14 protein-coding genes are annotated in these 19,175 nt (G+C 71.1%); 9 read left to right on the forward strand and 5 right to left on the reverse strand.

Features of this window, described 5'->3' with window-relative positions:
- Window positions 1-17 precede the first annotated feature (17 nt).
- Window positions 18-635, forward strand: coding sequence for a hypothetical protein (locus ABT057_RS09905; protein WP_352341971.1), 618 nt, complete (start codon window positions 18-20; stop codon window positions 633-635).
- Between the two features lie 125 nt (window positions 636-760).
- Here ABT057_RS09905 and ABT057_RS09910 read toward each other — a convergent pair whose 3' ends face one another.
- Window positions 761-1,606, reverse strand: coding sequence for a DUF6544 family protein (locus ABT057_RS09910; RefSeq protein ID WP_352341972.1), 846 nt, complete (start codon window positions 1,604-1,606; stop codon window positions 761-763).
- Between the two features lie 222 nt (window positions 1,607-1,828).
- On the opposite strand from ABT057_RS09910, the gene ABT057_RS09915 reads away from it, so the two are divergent.
- From ABT057_RS09915 to ABT057_RS09925, 3 genes are all read left to right on the forward strand, one after another.
- Window positions 1,829-2,764 carry an ABC transporter ATP-binding protein gene (locus ABT057_RS09915; RefSeq protein WP_189135555.1) on the forward strand — a complete coding sequence of 312 codons (936 nt, stop codon included), beginning with the start codon at window positions 1,829-1,831 and terminating at the stop codon, window positions 2,762-2,764.
- On the forward strand, window positions 2,761-4,398 hold the full coding sequence (locus ABT057_RS09920; protein ID WP_352341973.1) for an ABC transporter permease: 1,638 nt from the start codon (window positions 2,761-2,763) through the stop codon (window positions 4,396-4,398). The genes ABT057_RS09915 and ABT057_RS09920 overlap by 4 nt, the downstream gene beginning before the upstream one ends.
- Window positions 4,399-4,892: 494 nt before the next feature.
- Window positions 4,893-5,966 carry a hypothetical protein gene (locus tag ABT057_RS09925; RefSeq protein ID WP_352341974.1) on the forward strand — a complete coding sequence of 358 codons (1,074 nt, stop codon included), beginning with the start codon at window positions 4,893-4,895 and terminating at the stop codon, window positions 5,964-5,966.
- A gap of 290 nt (window positions 5,967-6,256) precedes the next feature.
- Here ABT057_RS09925 and tal read toward each other — a convergent pair whose 3' ends face one another.
- A complete protein-coding gene (tal, locus tag ABT057_RS09930) occupies window positions 6,257-7,378 on the reverse strand; it encodes a transaldolase (RefSeq protein WP_352342163.1) in 1,122 nt (373 codons plus the stop codon).
- A 263-nt stretch (window positions 7,379-7,641) separates the two neighbouring features.
- Between tal and ABT057_RS09935 the strand changes: the two genes are divergently transcribed.
- Complete coding sequence (locus ABT057_RS09935; RefSeq protein ID WP_352341975.1) at window positions 7,642-8,166, forward strand: DUF2231 domain-containing protein; 525 nt, start codon at window positions 7,642-7,644, stop codon at window positions 8,164-8,166.
- Window positions 8,167-8,715: 549 nt separating this feature from the next.
- Window positions 8,716-9,936: a metallophosphoesterase gene (locus ABT057_RS09940; RefSeq protein WP_352341976.1), complete on the forward strand. Its 1,221-nt coding sequence runs from the start codon at window positions 8,716-8,718 to the stop codon at window positions 9,934-9,936.
- An 84-nt stretch (window positions 9,937-10,020) separates the two neighbouring features.
- Here the strand turns inward: ABT057_RS09940 and ABT057_RS09945 are convergent, their stop codons facing one another.
- Both ABT057_RS09945 and ABT057_RS09950 read right to left on the reverse strand, forming a co-directional pair.
- The gene (locus tag ABT057_RS09945) at window positions 10,021-10,509 is read right to left on the reverse strand and encodes a GNAT family N-acetyltransferase (protein ID WP_352341977.1); all 489 of its coding nucleotides are present in this window, start codon (window positions 10,507-10,509) and stop codon (window positions 10,021-10,023) included.
- Window positions 10,510-10,597: 88 nt separating this feature from the next.
- A complete protein-coding gene (locus ABT057_RS09950; RefSeq protein WP_352341978.1) occupies window positions 10,598-11,329 on the reverse strand; it encodes a TetR/AcrR family transcriptional regulator in 732 nt (243 codons plus the stop codon).
- 242 nt (window positions 11,330-11,571) lie between these two features.
- Between ABT057_RS09950 and ABT057_RS09955 the strand changes: the two genes are divergently transcribed.
- Together ABT057_RS09955 and ABT057_RS09960 are read left to right on the forward strand one after the other, a co-directional pair.
- Complete coding sequence (locus tag ABT057_RS09955; RefSeq protein WP_352341979.1) at window positions 11,572-13,197, forward strand: GMC oxidoreductase; 1,626 nt, start codon at window positions 11,572-11,574, stop codon at window positions 13,195-13,197.
- 13 nt (window positions 13,198-13,210) lie between these two features.
- A complete protein-coding gene (locus ABT057_RS09960; protein ID WP_352341980.1) occupies window positions 13,211-14,713 on the forward strand; it encodes an alpha/beta hydrolase domain-containing protein in 1,503 nt (500 codons plus the stop codon).
- 123 nt (window positions 14,714-14,836) lie between these two features.
- Here ABT057_RS09960 and ABT057_RS09965 read toward each other — a convergent pair whose 3' ends face one another.
- Complete coding sequence (locus ABT057_RS09965; RefSeq protein WP_352341981.1) at window positions 14,837-16,756, reverse strand: ABC transporter ATP-binding protein; 1,920 nt, start codon at window positions 16,754-16,756, stop codon at window positions 14,837-14,839.
- Between the two features lie 884 nt (window positions 16,757-17,640).
- Between ABT057_RS09965 and ABT057_RS09970 the strand changes: the two genes are divergently transcribed.
- Window positions 17,641-19,119 carry a sugar transferase gene (locus ABT057_RS09970; protein WP_352341982.1) on the forward strand — a complete coding sequence of 493 codons (1,479 nt, stop codon included), beginning with the start codon at window positions 17,641-17,643 and terminating at the stop codon, window positions 19,117-19,119.
- Window positions 19,120-19,175: the final 56 nt, after the last annotated feature.

The raw sequence follows: 19,175 nt of genomic DNA on the forward strand, positions 1-19,175 counted from the left end.
AAACAGGACCTGATTCCATGATGGAGCGTCGTTTCCTCCGCGCCACCGCCGGTTCGATCGCGGTGCTCGCGGCCGCCGTGCTGACCGCCTGCACCGGCACCACCGACTCCACGCCCTCGGCCGCCGCCGGCACCACCGCTCCTGTCGCCGCCCCCACCCCCTCCGGTTCGATGAAGACGCTGCCACCGTCCCGACTGTGCAGCACCGCCCTGACCACGAGCGCCGCCGAGCAGCTCATTGCCGACCCTCGGCTCCAGACCCGGCTCAGCCCCGCGAAGGGCGAAGCCCCGGACGGCTGCAGTTACGTCGCCGCCGACGAGAGGTCGACGCTCGCCCTCACCCCGGCCTCCCGCACCTACGCCGCCGAACTGTCCGCCGCCCACGCCCTGAGCGGGGACCCGGCCTCGGCCGGGATGCGCGACGTGCGGGTGGAAACGGTGAGCGACCTGGGCCGGCAGGCCTTTCGGGAGACCAGCTACCAGATACAGGCGGGGCAGCACATCACCTTCGTCGTGTGGGACTCGGGAGCCGGAACCTGGGTGCTGACCTTCGCGACCACGGCGGACGGTGTGCCGAGCGACAAGGTGGTCCAGGTGGCCCGGTCCATCACCGCGAAGCTGCCCGCCGGGCAGTGAGCCTCTGCCGACGTGCCTTGGCGGAGCCTTTGCCGGCGCCGGGCCGTTCCCACGGGGTTGGGGATCTTCCCGCTTCCCATCATGCGTTGATGGGGATTCTTGATGCGCAACTGGCGGCCGCCGCCTCAGCCCGGTGCGACGTTGTAGGCCACCGTGCCGGGCATGAACCGGCCCTCGATGTAGGGAAACGGCCCGTCGGGCAGGTCGTAGACGGCCTTGGCCGGGCCGGGCAGTGGCCGCTGCGAAAGGGCGGTGTCCCAGGTCGTGACCGGGGTCCTCCAGCGAGCCAGCGTCAGGCCGCTCGGCAGCGTGGCGTAGCGGTCGGCGTGGAAGTCGACGGGAGCGCCGCGCTCGTCGACGAACACCCGTGCTGTCACGGAGCGCGCCGCGTCGGTGAGTGTGACGTCGAACGCGCGGCCGTCGACCGCTGCCCACGATGCGGCAGGGCCGAGGAGCATCGACGGGGCGAGCAGGACGGCGTCGTTGAGATAGGTGATCAGCTCGCTGCGGTCGAACTCCTCGCCCTTACCGTCGGCCACAGGGACGAGGTTCATCAGCTTGACGAGCATCCGCCCGTGTCCGTGGACGTACGTGTCCCGGCCGACGACCGGTACCAGGTGTGCGAGGCGGATCCGCAGGAAGAAGACGCGGGCGATCTCGACGGCGGAGTTGTACTGCCATGCCTCCGCCGTCGCCCAGCCGGCGTCGGGCCGCATGCGGAAACGGCCGACGAAGCGGGCTCGGAACGACCAGTCGCGTGGCCTGCCGACGACGCCCATGAACCGCATGTAGCGCTGCACGGCGTCCGGCAGCCCGGCCAGGTCGGCGTCGGTCACCACACCTTCGGGGTGACCGGACCGCAGGTGGGCGGCGGCGACGTCCGCCACCAGCCGGTCGTAGAGGCGGTCCTTCGGCCGGAGCGGGTTCTCGCCCGGGCCGCCGCGGCCTGTTCCTGCGCGTGTGCTGATCATCGGCCCTGGCTCTCTGGCGTGGTGCCGCCGTGCGCGGCACCACCCCCAGGCGACGCCTTGGGAGACCCGGCGGACAAGGGCCGTGAGTCCCCGTCGCTCGGGACCGGTGGTCCCCACGTGCCGCCTGCCCGCCACACAGGACGATGGGCCCGGGACCCGGGACTGTTCGGCCCTACCCCGAGGCCGCCTTCTGCGTGGATGCTCGCGATGGGGTGAGCGGACGTGAAAGCGACGATCTCGGTAACCGGACTGGTCAAGAAGTTCGGTGCGACCCGGGCCCTCGACGGTCTCGACCTGACGGTCGGGACCGGGGAGGTGCACGGTTTCCTGGGGCCGAACGGCGCCGGCAAGACCACCACGCTCCGGGTCCTGCTGGGACTGCTGCGCAGGGACGCCGGGGCGGTTTCCGTGCTGGGCGGGGATCCGTGGCGGGACGCGGTCTCGCTCCACCGCCGGCTGGCGTTCGTGCCGGGGGAGGTGAATCTGTGGCCGAACCTCACCGGGGGCGAGGTGATCGACCTGCTGGGCACGTTGCGCGGGGGCCTCGACCGCAAGCGCCGGGCCGACCTGCTGGAGCGTTTCCAGCTCGACCCGGGCAAGCGGTGTCGCGCCTACTCCAAGGGCAACCGGCAGAAGGTGGCCCTCGTGGCGGCCCTCGCCTCCGACGTCGAGCTGTATCTCCTGGACGAGCCGACCTCCGGTCTCGACCCGCTGATGGAGGCGGTCTTCCAGGAGGTGGTCCGAGAGCTGCGCGGGGCCGGCCGGAGTGTGCTGCTGTCCAGCCACATCCTGTCCGAGGTGGAGGCGCTGTGCGACCGCGTCACCATCATCCGCGCGGGCCGGACCGCCGAGTCGGGCACCTTCGACGAACTGCGCCATCTGACCCGTACGACGGTGACCGTCGAGACCGCCGAGCCGATCGACGCGCTGGGCGAGGTGCCCGGCGTGCACGACCTGAGCAGGGACCACACCCGTGCGCGGTTCAGTGTGGACCCCGGTGAAGTGGGTGAGGTGCTCAGACGCTTGGTGACGTTCGACGTCCGTACCCTGACCAGCTCGCCACCCACGCTCGAGGAGCTGTTCCTGCACCACTACGGGGACGACATACGCGTCCCGGACGCCTCGGACGCCGAAGCGGGTCTGGGGAGTTCACGATGACCGGGCGGACGGCCGGGCTGACCGGCACGGTCGCGCTCACCCGGCTCGCGCTGCGGCGCGACCGGTTCACCCTCTCCGCCTGGGTTCTCGGGCTGAGCGCCTTCATGGCCGGCATCACCGCCATGAGTGTCAGCGGTCTCCCCACGCGCCAGGACGTGATCGAACAGACCGAGCTCATGGCGGGCAACGCGGCGATGCGCATGCTCGGCCTGGCCTCCGGCGCCAGTGTCGGCGGTTACACGCTGGTCCGCGGCTATCTCACGCTGGCGGTGCTCGCGGCGCTGATGAGCACGTTCGCCGTGGTGCGGCACACCCGCCAGAACGAGGAGACCGGGCGCGCCGATCTGGTCGGCGCGACCGTCGTGGGGCGATACGCGGGGCTCGCCGCGGGAGTCGTCGTCACGGTCGGCGCGAACATCGCGCTGTCGGCGCTGCTGGGCCTGGCGATGATTGTGAACGGTCAGCCGACGGCGGGTTCGGTCACAGCCGGCGTGTCGGTCGGCGCAGTGGGCATCGTGTTCGCCGGTGTCGCCGCGATCGCTGTACAGCTGTCGTCCACCACGCGCGGGGCGAGTGGTATCGCCTCGGCGGTCCTCGGGCTCGCCTTCCTGCTCAGCGGCGTCGGGAACATGCTCGGCCGGGCCGACGCGAGCGGGCTGCGGGTGGTCAGTGCCTGGCCGTCCTGGGTGTCCCCGATCGGCTGGGGCCAGCAGATGCGGCCGTTCGGCGGCGACCGCTGGTGGCCGCTCGCGCTGTTCGCCGTCCTTTTCGCCGTCCTGCTCGGCGTGGCCGGCGCGCTCGTGCGCCGACGGGATGTCGGCAGGGGCATGCTCCCCGAGCGGCGCGGCCACGCCGAGGCCGCGCCCGGGCTGCTCAGCCCCTTCGGGCTGGTCCGGCGGCTGCAGCGCGGCGCCCTGCTCGCCTGGGCGGTCGGCATGCTCGGTTTCGGCCTGGTCCTCGGCGCCATCGGCGGCGAGGTCGCGGACATGGACGGTTCGGCCCGCGACTGGTACACGCGCGTGGGCGGCACGGACCGGATCGTCGACGCCTACCGCACCTCGATCATCGGGATGGCCGGCATGGCCGCCGCGATCTACACGGTGCAGATCCTGCTGCGCATGCATGCCGAGGAGACCGAGGGCCGTCTGGAGCCCGTCCTGGCGACCGCGGTGAGCAGGGCACGGTGGGCGACGGGCCACATCGTGAACGCCGTACTCGGCGCCGCCGGGCTCCTCCTGCTCTTCGCGGTCGGCATGGGAGTAACGGCCGGCCGGACGCTGGGCGGAGGTGTCGCCGCCCAGCTGGGCGACCTGGCGACGGCCGCGCTCGCCCAGCTGCCGGGGATCCTGGTGCTCGGCGGTGTCGTGGTCGCGGTGGTCGGGCTGCTGCCGCGGTGGGCCGGCCCGGTCTCCTGGACCGTGCTCATGGCGTCCGTCCTGCTGGGCCCGCTGTTCGGCCCGAGCCTGAAATGGCCCCAGTGGGCCCAGGACCTCTCGCCGTTCACCCATACCCCCAAGGCACCGGCCGCCGCGATCACCATGGCCCCCGTCCTCACCCTCCTCGTGGCCTTCACCGCCCTCGCGGTGGTCGGCATCGTCACATCCCGCCACCGCAACCTGGCCCTCCCGGCCTGACCTCCCGACGTGGAGGGGGAGTCTGACGGGCCTGCCGCATAACTTCCGTGAGGTGTGGCTGAAGGAGGATGCGGGCCCCGCTGCCGCGCTGCCCGGACAACAGCAAAGGGACAGCGCGTGCGTACGGCTCGAGAGCCCTGGGGCGGAGCGCCGTGAGAGACCGCGGCGCTCAGCCCGTTTCGGGCCGTAGCCGAATCGGTCTTCAGCTCCGCCACGGACTTCAGCCACACCCCGCGTGGCGAGCAGCCGCCCCAGATTGCCGGTCCTGCCGCCTTGGCGCTCGGAAGGCCGACCGTCACGCGCGCGGCCCGGTCGCCCGACGCGGGCCGACCGAGCCTTGTCGAGACCACACCGCCCTGCGAACATTCGTTCAGCGCAGGCTTGTTGCATCGCGAGAGGTCGCGAAAGGGGAACAAGGCATGGCGTTCTGGCGACGCGGAACCCGGCACGACCGCACACCGGGCCCCACCCCACCGCGCTTACCGGGGACGCCATTGCCCGGATCCTCTGCTCCGCCGTCCCTCTCCACCTACGACCCGCTCGACGGGCAGCCCGGCACCGAACCGCTTGCCACTCTACGGAACGGAGCCCTGCTCAGCGCCGTTGACCAGGCCAATGACGCAGTGGACGCCGCGCACGACAACTGGTACGCCCTCGCCAGGAGCACCGCCGTCCTCGGCCGGACCCAGGAAAAGAGCGGCGACGCCGAACTCGCCGTCGCCGCCTACGACCAGGCGGTCCGTCTGTACAACGACAACTCCCGCGCCATGGGCCGCGGCGCCGATGCCGCCACGGGGCTCGCCACTCTGGTGGACTGCGCGGGCCGGGCCATGCTGCTCCACCACCGCCAGGGCCGCGGCAGACTGGCGGACTCGGCCTTCGACGTGGGACGCCTCTTCGCCGAGTTCCTCGCCGGTAACGGACTGACGGCCCCCGCCTCCCAGCTCCTCGGCCGCCGTGCCGCAGTACTCCAGCGCACCGGGCAGCCCACCAGCGGCCTGCTGGACCCCGGGATCCTCTCCCTGCTGGCCCCGCAGGACACCCTGCGCGAAGCCACCTGGGCCGTGGCGGAGTACCTGGAGTCGCCAGGCCCGCACACCCTGGTCGAGGCCCTGCGCGCCACCGGTGCCGAGAAGCAGCGATGGGCGACCGATCTCGCCGAAGCGCTGACCGTGGACGGCGGCCGCAAGGAGGACCGCTGGTCGCCCACCCTGCGCGGTAGCCATCTCGTCTTCCTGCCCGACGCCGCCCGTGCCGTCTCCCGCGCCCTGGACCAGGCCACAGGCACGGCCGGGGACGGCTGGCGCCTGACCGGCCGCGAGATCCACATGTGCTACTCGGTAGCCTCCGGCCGCGGCGAACTGCGCCACGCCCTCGGCGACCACGCCGAATACTGGGGCGGCCTCCTGCTCGCCCTGGGCAAAGATGCCCTCCGCACCGGCGACACCCCGCTCGCCGCCGACTGCGGCAACTGGCTCCGCGGCGTACTCACCCAGGCCGCCCCCCACACCCTGATCGCCCCCTGGGGGCAGGAACTGCGGACCGGGGTCGAACACCTGCCGGGCTGAGGCCGCCTGCTCGGGCAGAGGGGTTCTGCTCGGCGACCGCTCCGGCGCGAGCCGATCCATGGGTCCGCGAGCCGCACGGATCGCCGAGGGTGAATGTCGTCCAGTACGTCCAGGACGACCTGTTCGGCGACTGCTCCGCGCGCATCCCCGCGCCTGTCCTACTACTCGCGACGGACCAGGAGGCGGGCGATGCCGTTACCGTTCCCGGCGCCGAGGCGGCCTCGCTGATTCCGGAATGGCACCGGCCAGGCCGGCCCCGACGATCACACACGCGTCGTTCGCGGACATCGTCAGTTCCCTTCCTGGGCTGCGGGACGGCTCCGCAACGTTTCGGCGAGCTGCTCGGAGAGCTGCTCCCAGCTGGCGTCGAACTTCGACACGCCCTCGTCCTCAAGGGCCTGCACGAGGTCGCCATAGTCCACGCCGACTGCCCGCAGCCCAGCGAGAACCTGCTGAGCGTCGTCGTAGTGGGCGCGGACCGAGTCGGCCGGTACTCGGCCGTGGTGGGCAACCGCGCGCAAGGTGGCCTCAGGCATGGTGTTGACCACGCCGGGTGCGACCAGTTCGGTCACGTAGCGGGTGTCGGGGTAGGCGGGATCCTTGACGGAGGTCGAAGCCCACAGCGGACGCTGCGGATGTGCTCCCGCCCCCCGAAGGGCTTGCCAGCGGAGTGAGGAGAGAACCCGCTCGTAATGCTGGTAGGCCAGCCGCGCGTTGGCGATCGCCACACGGCCGCGCAACTCGACCGCCTGCGCGGTGCCCGTCTTGTCCAGGCGTGCGTCTGCCCCGGCGTCGACGCGGGAGACGAAGAACGAAGCCACCGAGCCGATGCCGGAGAGCTCCCGGCCCGCATCGCGGGCGCGTTCCATCCCGTCAAGGAAGGCGTCCATCACCTCGTCGTAGCGGGCCAGGGAGAAGATCAACGTGACATTGATGCTGATTCCCTCGGCCAGACACGCGGCGATCGCCGGCAGGCCCTGCCGGGCGGCCGGGATTTTCACGAACAGGTTGGGCCGGTCGACCAGCCACCACAGCGCCCGCACCTCGGCGATCGTCGCCGCCGTGTCGTGCGCGATCCGGGGATCGACCTCGATGGAGACCCGTCCGTCGACACCGTCCGTCGCGTCGTAGACCGGGCGCAGCACGTCACACGCCCACCGGACATCGGTGGTGGTCAGCGCCCGCAGCGCCTCACCGACCCCGACTCCGCGGGCGGCCAGGTCACGGATCTGTTCGTCGTACGCGTCGCCGCTCGTGATGGCCTTGGCGAAGATCGTCGGATTGGTGGTAACCCCCACCACCCGGTCCCGGGCGACCAGGTCTGCCAGACTCCCGGACACCAGCCGCTCACGGCTGAGATCGTCCAGCCAGATCGACACTCCGGCGTCACTCAGTGTGTTCAACGGATTCATGACGCTGCCGCTCCTCCCGCGCGCCAAGCGGACGGGCTTCCTGCTGCTCCTCCGCGGCCCGCGCCAGAGCCTGCCTGTCGCTCCATCGTCTCTGGAAGGCCAGTGGCCCGCATCCGCACACCGGGCCAGGCCGACAGACCAAGCCGCTGGGCTACCCCATGCGTCCCTGGTCTCCGAACCGCTGATCGGCCCCCGTTGGCACTCCTGTACGTCGAGGGAGAGGCTGGAAAGACCAAGCCCGGACCAACCGGTCTGGAGGTTCCATGTACAGCAAGATCACCATCGCCGGCCATCCCATTCACCCGATGCTCATCGGTTTCCCCGTCGCCTGCTACACCGGCACGCTGGTGGGATTCGCCGTCTACGCGGCCAATGGACAGCAGTTCTGGCTCAACCTGGCCATCGCCCTCAACATCGCCGGGGTCGGCACGGCACTGCTGGCAGCCCTGCCCGGCATCGCTGATCTGGCGTTCGGCATCCCCCGCCGGTCGGCGGCCAAGACCGTCGGCATCGCGCACGGCAGTCTCAATGTCGCGGCGCTGGGTCTCTTCGGCGCGAGCCTTGCTGTCTACGCCACCCATTGGGATGGCCCGTCGACTGGCGTCACTCCCGGACTGGCATTGTCCGCGGCCGGACTCGCCTGCACGCTCGGGGCCGGCTTCCTGGGCTGGACGCTGGTCCAGGACTACCACGTCGGCATCCGGCTCACGCCTCTCCAGGAAAGCGATGAAGGGGCGGTGCAGAGCGCCGAACTGATCCACCTGCATCGCGGCTCCCACGTGGCTTGAACGGCACAGCCAGTCCACTCAGAGGCCGGAGCTGCCGACCTGCCGTTCCACCGACACTGACGCACCCCTGGCCGGCGTCCTTCTCCACCAGGAGGCCGCGGACGACCGAAAAGGGTGCCTTCAGGTGACGCCTACACCGTCCAGTTCGGGTTCTCCATCGCCGGCACCGGACATGCCCAGGAGTCGGCAGACGGACCTGCCGGACCTGTCGGACGTCCCGGCTGGCCGACAGGCACGCGTGGACGGGTACACGGAACTGCGAAACTACGCGGTGATCGGGGACGGCCGTTGCGTCGCGCTCATCGCCCGGGACAAGCGCCCGACGCCGCAGGCCCGTCAATCGGCCTGGTGTGCGCAGGCGCCAGGAGGGTGCTAGTCGGAGGGTCCTTGACAGGGGGTTGGTTCCGAGTCGCCGAAGGGGAGGGGCGAACTCGGCGGCCTCCTCGCCATATGGGGCTGCCCACCGTGGGCACCCCGTCCGTCCGACCTGCCCGGGACGGCCGGATACAGTGCGCGCGACGGCAGTCTGGTTGCTCGAGGAGGGGAAGCGTGACCGACACCAGCGAAACCCGATCCGCCGACAGTGCGGCGCACGCGACTCGGCAGAGCCGACTGCACCGCCTGATGCGCCACCTCCCCCTGATCGCCCCCGTCCTGCTGTGGACGGTGCCCTGCTGGCTGCTGCTGTACACCGGCCAGCACTGGCCGCTCCCGGTCACGCTCGCCGGCACCGCCCTGTTCGCCCTCGGCCTGATCGGTATGCCGCTCGCGATGGTGCGCGGCCACGGCCGACGCCAGCAGGACCGGGCGGCGATCGTCGGTGACACCCTGCTGGGCACCAGCTGGGTCCTGTTCACCTGGTCCGTTCTGCTCGGCGTCCTCTTGCGGATCGCCCTGACCGTGACCGGCGTCGGCGACGGCCAGGACCGGGCCCGGATCGTGACCTGGGCGGTCCTCGGCGCAGCCACCGTGCTGCTCACCTGGGGGTACGCCGAGGCCCGCCGGGTACCACGGGTACGCCGCCTGGACGTGCAACTTCCGCGACTGGGTGCCGGGTTGGACGGCACGCGCGTCGTCCTCATCACCGACACCCACTACGGCCCGCTCGACCGCGCCCGCTGGTCGGCGCGGGTCTGCGAGACGGTCGACACGCTGAAGGCCGATCTGGTCTGCCACACCGGAGACATCGCGGACGGCACGGCCGAACGCCGCCGCGCCCAGGCCGTCCCGCTCGGCACCGTGCAGGCCACCAGGGCCCGGGTCTACGTCACCGGCAACCACGAGTACTACAGCGAGGCCCAGGGCTGGGTCGACCTGATGGACGAGCTGGGCTGGGAGCCGCTGCGCAACCGCCATCTGCTGCTCGAACGCGGAGGCGACACCCTCGTGGTCGCCGGCGTGGACGACGTCACGGCCGAGTCCTCCGGCCTCGCCGGCCACGGCGCCCACCTCGCCGGAGCCCTGCACGGCGCCGACCCCGACCTGCCCGTCCTGCTCCTGGCGCACCAGCCCAAGTTCGTCGACCGGGCAGCAGCCGCCGGCGTCGACCTCCAGCTCTCCGGCCACACCCACGGCGGCCAGATCTGGCCCTTCCACCACCTGGTCCGCATCGACCAGCCCGCCCTCGCCGGCCTCAGCCGCCACGGCATCCGCACCCTCCTCTACACCAGCCGTGGCACCGGCTTCTGGGGCCCGCCCTTCCGCGTCTTCGCCCCGAGCGAGATCACCCTGCTCGTGCTCCGCTCCCCGCAGCGGCCCCCCACGCCGTAGCGCCGGGCGGGCCGGCGGTTCCGCCCGGAGATGCGGCGGTGCGCCGGCACCCCGAAGCCGGCACCCCGAAGCCGGCACCCCGTGTCATTCCGAAGGAATGCGGAACTCGAATTCGGGACGGTCCCACGGCACGGCGGGCGGGTTCGCGAGCGCGGTCCCGGTCCGCACCGCACCGACGCGGTGGTAGAAGTCCTCGGCGGGAAGATGCGACACGACCTTGAGACGGTCGAGCCCGGCGGCGCGGGCCTCGGACTGCATGTGTGCCACGAGCTGCCGTCCAATACCCCGTCCTTGCACTTCGTCGGCGACGAACAGCAGGTCGAGCTCCGGTGGCGCGAGGACGAGCGAGTAGAAGCCGAGGACCCGGCCTCCATGCTCGTCGCCGCCGACGGCCACAAAGGCGCGGTGGGCCTCGATGTAATCGGGACCGACCCGGTAGCCCGCGACTGCGGCTGCGTACTTGCCCTCGTAGGCGCCTGAGCCACGCACGAGCCGCGTGAGCCGTCTGGCATCCCGCGCGACGGCCCTCCGTATGGTGATCGGCTGGCTGACCGGGGAAGTGCGTGAACTCATCGGGAGAGTATTTCGCACCGGGGAGTGCCCTCCTGCGGCGGGTCGGCCGCTCGTGCAGGCGCGCCCGCCGGGGATCACGGGACAGCCCTCAGGCGGGCGGATCCGGTCTCGCGCACCTCGGGTGGGGCTCACCGCTGGGCGGGGAATCCATGGCCGGGAGGTGGATCAGCGGCCTCCAGCCGGAAGACGGGGAAGCATCGGCGTCGAGGAACCGGGTGATCGCCTGCAGGGCCTGACCGAGGGTCGCACCGAGAGGCGGGCCGGTCGGCTCGTGGGGCTGGAGGGCCCAGTGCTCGACCGCGATGCGCAGCGCGCTGTTCATCATGCCCGCTTCCAGCCGTACGGCCAGGTCCTCCTCGGAGCGGTCGGTGGCCTCGGCGATCAGGCCGGCGAGGATGCCTTCGGCGTCGAAGTGCGCCTCCAGCCAGACGGCGCGCAATCCGGGTTCGTCACGGCTGAGGCGGACCAGGCCGCGCAGTGTCTCGAGGTGCTGCGCGACGGGAATGCCGGGATCGTCGATGGCCGAGATCGCCTGGGCGAGCGTGCGATCGCCTCTCCAGTGGTCGCGCAGGCGCTCGGTCAGCACGTCGATGCCCACTGTGAGCAGGGGGCGCACGCACTCCTCCTTCGAGCGGAAGTAGCGCCACAGGGTGCGTGTGGAGATCCCGGCGCCGGCGGCGATGTCCTCCGCGGTGGTTCCCGCCACGCCACGCTCGACGAAGAGCCGTACCGCTTCGTCGGCGATCTCCATGCGGGTCGCTTCCCTGCGCCGTTCCGTCAGCGGCGGTCGCCCCGCACCCACACCGGGTCGCCCGGCCATCCGCCCCTCCTCACGTCGATGCGGAGATCCTAATTGATGTCGTGGTGCGACAGCATGGCGCACCGGGACAGGACGCAGTACGGTGTTGCCGCACCAGCCCCCACGCAGGGGAAGCGGCCGCGTCGTCGCACCCGACGAGCAGGCCGCCGCCATCGTCCGCCTCGCCTCCGAGGCGGCATCCCTCCAGGAATTGACATGTTCGCGACATTACTGAATCGCATCCATCGTCCGACGGGAGCGCCATGTCCGACCACTCGTCCCCCCTCCCCTCCCCCGCGTTCACCCGCCGCAGGCTGCTGACCACGGCCGCACTCGGAGTGACCGCCGTGGGCGGGACCGTGACCGGCGCGGGCCGGGCCCGCGCCGCGACCCGCTCCGCCACCGCGGCCTCCGTCGTGGAGCGGCGCGAACGCGCCGTGGTGGTGGGCACCGGTTTCGGCGGCGGCGTCACCGCGCTGAGGCTGGCCCGAGCGGGGGTGTCCACGCTCGTCCTGGAACGCGGCCGGCGTTGGGTGACCGGCCCGAACGCCACCACGTTCTGCCGTTTCGCCGACATGGACAACCGTTCCGCCTGGCTGACCGATCACGCCGTCGTCGGCGGCGTCGACAAGACGTGGACGCCCTACACCGGCGTGCTCGAAGCAGTCGAGGGCAACGGTATGACCGCGATGTGCGGGGCCGCGGTCGGCGGCGGCTCGATCATGTACCACGGCATGACCCTGCAACCGTCGAAGGCGGACTTCGCCACCTCCATACCGCAGGCCGCGGACCTCTACGACGACCTGAACCTGTGGGCGTACCCCACCGTCGCCCGCATGCTGGGCATCTCCACCATCCCCTACGACATCCTGGCCTCCGACCCGTACAAGTCGTCCCGCCTGTTCCAGGACGTCGCCTCCAAGGCGGGCCTCACCCCCTTCAAGGTGCCCCTGCCCATCGACTGGAGCTACGCCCGCGGCGAGCTGACCGGCCGGTACGAGGCGACCTACACCACCAGCGACATCGCCTTCGGCGTCAACAACGGCGGCAAGCACTCCATCGACGTCACCTACCTCGCCCAGGCGGAGTCCACCGGACTGGTGGAGGTGGCGCCGCTGCACGTCGTGCGCGACATCGCCCTCGGTCCGGACAGGCTCTGGGTGCTGTCCGTCGACCGCATCGACACCGCCGGCACCGTCCAGGAACGGATCCGCGTCACCGCGGACGCGGTCTTCCTCAACGCCGGTTCCCCCGGCACGACCCGGCTCCTGGTCAAGTCCGGCGCCAAGGGCCTCATCCCCGATCTGCCCGACGCCATCGGCACGCGGTGGGGCAACAACGGCGACCGGATCTGGGCCTGGATCAACCCGAGCGGGGACGCCGGAACCCAGCAGGGCGGACCGGCCTGCGTCGGCGGCCGAGACCTGGACGGCTCCGTCCCTCTCACCGTCGTGCACGCCGGATCCCCCGTCCGGACCCCGGGCGTCACGGCCCTGACCGTGGTCGGCTTCGGCATCGTCGAGGGCGCCGGCACATGGGCCTACGACGCGGACAAGGACGACGCCGTGCTCACCTGGCCCGCGGAGGCCGACGCCACGCTGCAGCAGTTGATCGCGGCCCGTATGCAGGACATCGCGGCGGCCGGCGGCGGCTTCATGGTCGACACCGACGCGGGCGCACCGTCCACCTGGCACTCGCTGGGCGGAGTGCCGATGGGAGACGCCGTCGACCTCAGCGGCCGGGTCCTCGGCCACCAGGGTCTGTACGTCCTCGACGGCGCCCGCATCCCGGGCTCCACCGGCGCCTGCAACCCCTCCATGACCATCGCGGCCCTCGCCGAACACAGCATGCAGACCATCGTCCGCCAGGACGTCGGCCGCGTTTTCTGAATCAGGAGATGTCATGTACATGAAAAATCGATGGTCGGGAAGAGTCCGCCCCCGGCTCGTGACGGCAGCCGCGCTGATCCTCCCGCTCCTGCTCGCAGCTCCCTCGGCGGTCGCCGCGCAGTCCGCCGGCACGGGCTCGGAGACGGCGGCTCAGGCGGCCGCGAGCCCGACGGTCACCGGGCCGGTGACGGGCGGAAACGGTGCCGTCGTGCTGCAGGGAACGGCGTTCGACCTCAGCGGCGTGGGATACACGCAGTCCGAGTACTTCCTGTCCGGGAACGCCGCGTCCTATGTGCCGAAGGCACCTCTCGACCCCGACGGCCGCTGGCAGGTGACGCCGGCGAGCACCGCGCCGTACACCACTCGCATCGTCGTGAACCGGCCGGCCGATCCTGCCCGCTTCAACGGGACCGTCGTCGTGGAGTGGCTGAACGTCAGCGCCGGGCTGGACGCGGCCCCGGAGTGGATCTACACCCACGACGAACTGATCCGCGCGGGCTACGCCTGGGTCGGCGTCTCGGCGCAGGCAACCGGAGTGACCGCCACCAGGGCCGCGGATCCGGTCCGCTACGCGGGGCTGTCCCACCCCGGCGACAGCTACTCCTACGACATCTTCAGCCAGGCCGGCCAGGCCGTACGGGACTCCGCCGCCACGATCCTCGACGGACTGCGTCCCCGCTCCGTACAGGCCGCCGGAGAGTCGCAGTCCGCTTTCCGGCTCACCACCTACATCGACGCGATCCAGCCCCTGGTGTCCGTGTACGACGGTTTCCTCGTGCACAGCCGACGGGACATCGGGGCGCCGCTGTCGCAGGCTCCCCAGGAGGACGTGCCGACTCCGCAGGCCGTCCGCTTCCGCACGGACCTGGAGGCGCCGGTACTCGTCGTGCAGACCGAAACCGACGTGATCGGGCTCGGTTCCCTGTCGGCCCGGCAGGCCGACTCCTCACGCCTCCGGCTCTGGGAGGTGGCCGGCACCGCCCATGCCGATGCCTACATCGGCATGGGCGCGGGTGACGACGGCAGCGGAACCGTGGGCCTCCTGGGGCTGAACGCCATGCTCAGTCCCCCGACCCGGCCCGGCTGTGCCTCGCCGATCAACACCGGCCAGGCGCACTACGTCCTGGACACCGCCGCGTTCGCGCTCAACCGCTGGGTGACCACCGGTGTCCCGCCGGCCAGGGCACCCCGCCTCGAGGTGGACACCTCCGGCTCCGCACCCGCCTTCGTCCTCGACGCCCACGGCAACGCCACCGGCGGCCTCCGCACACCGGCGGTCGACGCGCCGGTCGCCACCCTGTCCGGCCTCGGGCAGACCGGGGAGTCGTTCTGCTTCCTGTTCGGCACGACCACCCCCTTCACCGCCGGGAAGCTGGCAACCCTGTATCCCGATCACGCCACGTTCGTCGCGAAGTGGTCGGCCGCCGCCGCGAGAGGGGTCGCCACGGGTTTCATCCGCCCGGCCGACGCGGCCGAACTGGTCGGAGCGGCCACCCGGTCCGGCATCGGCGGCTGACGCGCAACGGGCGACGCCCCTGGCCCTCCCGCGCCTCCTCCCGGCGCTTCGCGGTTCGCCGCACGCGGTGGACGTATCGGCGTGACGCCGCCCGCGGGCGAGGATGTCCGGAAACCGATTCGGTCATGTGGGCCCGGTGCTCGTACGCACATGCGACGACGTCCTGAGGTCCCCGTCCGGCCCCGCGTCCGCCGGTCCGGGCAGCCCGCCCGGACCGGCTCCCGGGAGCGGGCGTCCGGGGGCCGACTCGGTGCTCTCACCGAGGAAGCCGCCCGACTGGTGCTGCCACAGCTTGGCGTAGGCACCGTCCGCCGCGCGCAGTTCCTCATGGGTGCCCTGCTCGACGACGCTTCCGCGGTCGAGGACGACGAGACGGTCCATGCCGGCGACGGTGCTCAGCCGGTGGGCGACCACGAGGGCCGTACGTCCGTCCATCAACCGCCACAGGGCGTCCTGGACGAGGAGCTCGCTCTCCGAGTCCAGCGCGCTGGTCGCCTCGTCGAGCAGCAGGATCGGGGCGTCGCGCAGGATGGCCCTGGCGAGGGCGACGCGCTGGCGCTGGCCGCCCGAGAGTTTCACTCCCCGCTCCCCCACCAAGGTGGCGAAGCCGTCGGGGAGTTGGCCGGCGAACTCCGTGACGTGCGCGGCCGCGGCCGCGGCGTGGATCTCCTCGTCGGTGGCGCCGGGCCGGGCGAAGGCGATGTTGTCCCGCAGGCTGCGGTGGAACATGGCGGGTTCCTGCGGGACGTAGGCGATCAGTGAGCGCAGATCGGTCTGGCGCAGCCGGCTGATGTCCTGGCCACCGATCAGGATGCGTCCGTCGTCGATGTCCGACATCCGCAACAGGAGCCGGGTGAGTGTGGTCTTGCCGCCGCCGGACCTGCCGACCAGACCGATCCGTGCGCCTGCGGGCACGTCCAGTTCGAGTGCCTGGAAGATCGGCTTCGCGCCCGCGTGGGCGAAGGTCACCGCCTCGAAGCGGATGCCGGTGTCCCGCGGTGCGAGCGGTTCGGGTTCCGTCGGGTCGAGCATGGTGGGCGGATCCAGCAGCAGTTCCGTGAACTGCGCGGCCTCGGTCATCGAGCTTTCCAGACGCCGGTAGATCTGGTTGAACTCGAACATGATCTGGGTCGCGTTGGAGTAGTAGGTGAAGGCGACGACGACCTCCTCCACCCCCCGGCCCGGGCCACCGAAGGCGATGGCGACCAACAGGCCCAGCACGTTGGTCAGCACGGACATGGGGGCGATCAGGGTGTCGACGCGCAGATTGCCGTAGTCCCACGACCTCAGCGTCAGGCGCCGGGAGTCCGCGACGCGGCTGCGGTGTTCGTCGGCCTCCCGCCGCTCGGCCGCGAACGCCCGGATGGTCTCCATGTTCACGAGGCTGTCGGCGACATGGCCGGAGACCAGGGCGAGCGCCGCCTCACGGTCGTTGACGAGCCTCTGCCGGCGACGGATCAGAGGTGTCGCGGCCACCACGGTCAGCACGATCATCACCAGAAGTCCGGTGACGAGCATCGGTTCGTAGCTCCACAGGACCACGGCACCGAACACCAGGGGGACGAGACTGCCCACGATCCGGTACGTCACCGTGTCGACGAAGTCCTCGAATCGCTTGCCGAAGCTCAGCACCCGTTTGGTCAGGGAGCCGGCGAAGTTGTCGTGGAAGAACGCCGCGTCCTTGGCGAGGAGTTCGTCCATACCGCTCACGTACAGATGTTCCATGCCGAGGGCGTCCACGCGGTTCAGGCAGTGCTGCCCGACCCGCCACACGGCCTCGGCGAGCAGCAGCGTGACGCCGAAACCCAGCACGTACGGCAGCGCCGAGGCGAGGGTGAGCCCGCCTTCGTCGGCGGCCTGTCCCGCCAGTTTGGCGATCAGCAGGGGGGCGACGTAGCGGGTGCCGATGTTGCCCACGGCCGGCAGCAGCAGCGCGGGCAGGGCGAGTCGTCGTAGTCGCAGCAGTTCCCGGCCGTAGCGGCGCAGTGCCAGAACGACCGCGCTCCTGCCCGGCGTCGGTCCTCGCGTGTCTTTCGTCCCCATCACACTCCCGGAGATTCGGAAGTCGGAAGTGTCCCGTCAGGGGAGGTCCTCAGTCCACACATTTACCGCGGACCGGCGAGAACCGGACATCGTCGCGTTCAACGTACGCAGTGGCCCGGCTCCGACGACCACCGGGTGGGCATCGGGGCGAGACCGGCGGACCGCCACACACAGAAGCCCCGCCGGAGCATCTTCCGCAGGGCTTCGCCGTCACACCGCAGGCTCTGGGGCGGGGGCGGTCGCCCAGCGGTCGCGCTCCCCGAGTTGTCGCCCAACCGGGCGCGGAGGAACGCCTGTTGCGCCTCACCGACCACTACGGCACAGAAACCGCGCCCGGAGGCCGGGTGAGCTGCCGGAGCGCGCGGTGGCGTGAAGGCGCCCATGGGCGGTCACCCTTCAATCGATCAAGTATCAAAGCTTGAGCACAAAATACTCACATCCTCTCTTCATACTGGCCTCGATGGTCTAGATTGACCTTGCTTCGGCCGTTCGGACACGAGGCGACCCATAATGATCTATAGGTCCGGCGCTCCGGAAAACCAGCAGTCGCATCCCCGGCGCCAGGCGTGGGGGTGATCAATTCCTGGAGCCCGAGAGGGCCTTGGGTGCGGGGAGCACCCGAGGTTTCGACGGGCTCCTGCCACCTCGCGAGTCCGGCGGAACATACGAGTCCGCTGCCGCCAGGGCGGGGTGTTCAAGTCGCTCTCACATAGCCGGTATGTCACGCGTGGGGGGGTCGGGGGCCTCCCGAGGGGAGGAACGACGCGGCACGGGAGGCGGGGGCCTCCCGAAGGGGAGGAACAGTGCGGGGGGCGGGGGCCTCCCGAAGGGGAGGAACAGTGTTGGGCGAACACGTCGAACCACTGGGGACCTGGGGGGGTTCTGTGCCGCAAGGGGGACTAGTCAGCCCGTTTCCGTCGGCGCGAGAGCGTCTGGCGAACGGCGCGATCAGCCAGTCCGCGACCGGCTGGGAGCAGCGGTACCGCCGTGCCGTGATCACCAGCGATACGGTGGCCACCGCCTTCGTGGTGGCGGCGATCGGCAACTTCTTCGGGGCCCGGGACGCGGCCAACTGGCATGAGAAGTGGGGAATTCTCGCGTTCGGCACCGAGCTGCTGGTGCTGGGGGCGTTCACGGTGAGCCGGTCGTGGGCTCCGGCCGTGCTCGGCCAGGGCGCCGAGGAATTCCGCCGGCTCGGACGCTCGCTGTTCACGGCGACCGTCGTACTGGCGCTCGGCGGGATCGCCCTCACCTCGCGCAACATCAAGCTCTGGATCTTCGTCGCGATCCCCGCCATCGCGCTCGTCACCATGACCGCGCGGTATCTGCTGCGCCTCTGGCTGCACAAACAGCGGAAAGAAGGACGGTGCCTGCGGCCGGTGCTCGCCGCCGGGAGCCCGGCCACCGTGCGCGACCTGATCACCCGGACCCGCAAGTTCCCGCATCTCGGCTGGCGGGTGGATGCGGTGTGCACGACGGACGGTCTCGGGCTCGGCGGTGACGAACTGGACGGAGTGCCGGTCATCGGCCGACTGGCGGACGTCGCCTACCACGTCCGCCGCAACGGCTACCGCGTCGTCGCGGTCACCTCGGACCCGCACTGGTCACCGCACCGGCTGCAGCGGCTGGCCTGGAACCTCGAAGGCAGCGACGCCGAGATGGTCGTGGCCCCCGTGCTGATGGAGGTGGCCGGCCCGCGGCTGCACATCGACGCGGTGCTCGGGATCCCGCTGCTGCGGGTCAGCATGCCGACCTTCACCGGGGGCCGCCGGGCGGTCAAAGAGGTCGTCGACCGGATGGGCGCGGCGATCCTGCTGGTGCTGTTCGCGCCGCTGATGGCGTTCGTCGCGCTGCTCGTGATGACGGACAGCCGGGGTGGGGCGTTCTACCGCCAGCGCAGGGTCGGCAAGGACGGCCGCGAGTTCACCATTCTCAAGTTCCGCACCATGGTCGCCGGGGCTCACGGGGCACGTGCCGCGCTGGCCGACCGCAACGAGGGCGCCGGCCTGCTGTTCAAGGTCCGCCGTGATCCGCGGGTGACCCGGATCGGAGCAGTGCTGCGCCGGTACTCGATCGACGAACTCCCGCAGCTTTTCAACGTGCTCGCCGGATCGATGTCGCTCGTCGGCCCGCGGCCTCCGTTGCCGGAGGAGTCCGCCGCGTACGGCCCGGACATCCGGCGGCGGCTGCTGGTCAAGCCCGGCCTCACCGGCCTGTGGCAGATCAGCGGACGCAGCGACCTGTCGTGGGAGGAGGCGGTCCGGCTGGACCTCCGGTACGTGGAGGACTGGTCGCTCGCCCTGGACACAGTGATCTTGTGGAAGACGCTGCGTGCGGTGCTCTACGGGCAGGGGGCCTACTGATGCACGGGGAGCGTCGACCGGTCGGCGCGCGGACCGCAGGCCGCAAGGGCCTGCCT

Origin of the sequence: Streptomyces sp. NPDC002588 (assembly GCF_040295925.1) — a bacterium.
Taxonomy (GTDB): Bacteria; Actinomycetota; Actinomycetes; order Streptomycetales; family Streptomycetaceae; genus Streptomyces.

Coding starts and splice junctions, on each gene's coding strand:
- ABT057_RS09905 (WP_352341971.1), top strand. CDS start 18: ATGATGGAGCGTCGTTTCCTCCGCGCCACCGCCGGTTCGATCGCGGTG.
- ABT057_RS09910 (WP_352341972.1), bottom strand. CDS start 1,606: ATGATCAGCACACGCGCAGGAACAGGCCGCGGCGGCCCGGGCGAGAAC.
- ABT057_RS09920 (WP_352341973.1), top strand. CDS start 2,761: ATGACCGGGCGGACGGCCGGGCTGACCGGCACGGTCGCGCTCACCCGG.
- tal (WP_352342163.1), bottom strand. CDS start 7,378: ATGAATCCGTTGAACACACTGAGTGACGCCGGAGTGTCGATCTGGCTG.
- ABT057_RS09935 (WP_352341975.1), top strand. CDS start 7,642: ATGTACAGCAAGATCACCATCGCCGGCCATCCCATTCACCCGATGCTC.
- ABT057_RS09945 (WP_352341977.1), bottom strand. CDS start 10,509: ATGAGTTCACGCACTTCCCCGGTCAGCCAGCCGATCACCATACGGAGG.
- ABT057_RS09950 (WP_352341978.1), bottom strand. CDS start 11,329: ATGGCCGGGCGACCCGGTGTGGGTGCGGGGCGACCGCCGCTGACGGAA.
- ABT057_RS09955 (WP_352341979.1), top strand. CDS start 11,572: ATGTCCGACCACTCGTCCCCCCTCCCCTCCCCCGCGTTCACCCGCCGC.
- ABT057_RS09960 (WP_352341980.1), top strand. CDS start 13,211: ATGTACATGAAAAATCGATGGTCGGGAAGAGTCCGCCCCCGGCTCGTG.
- ABT057_RS09965 (WP_352341981.1), bottom strand. CDS start 16,756: ATGGGGACGAAAGACACGCGAGGACCGACGCCGGGCAGGAGCGCGGTC.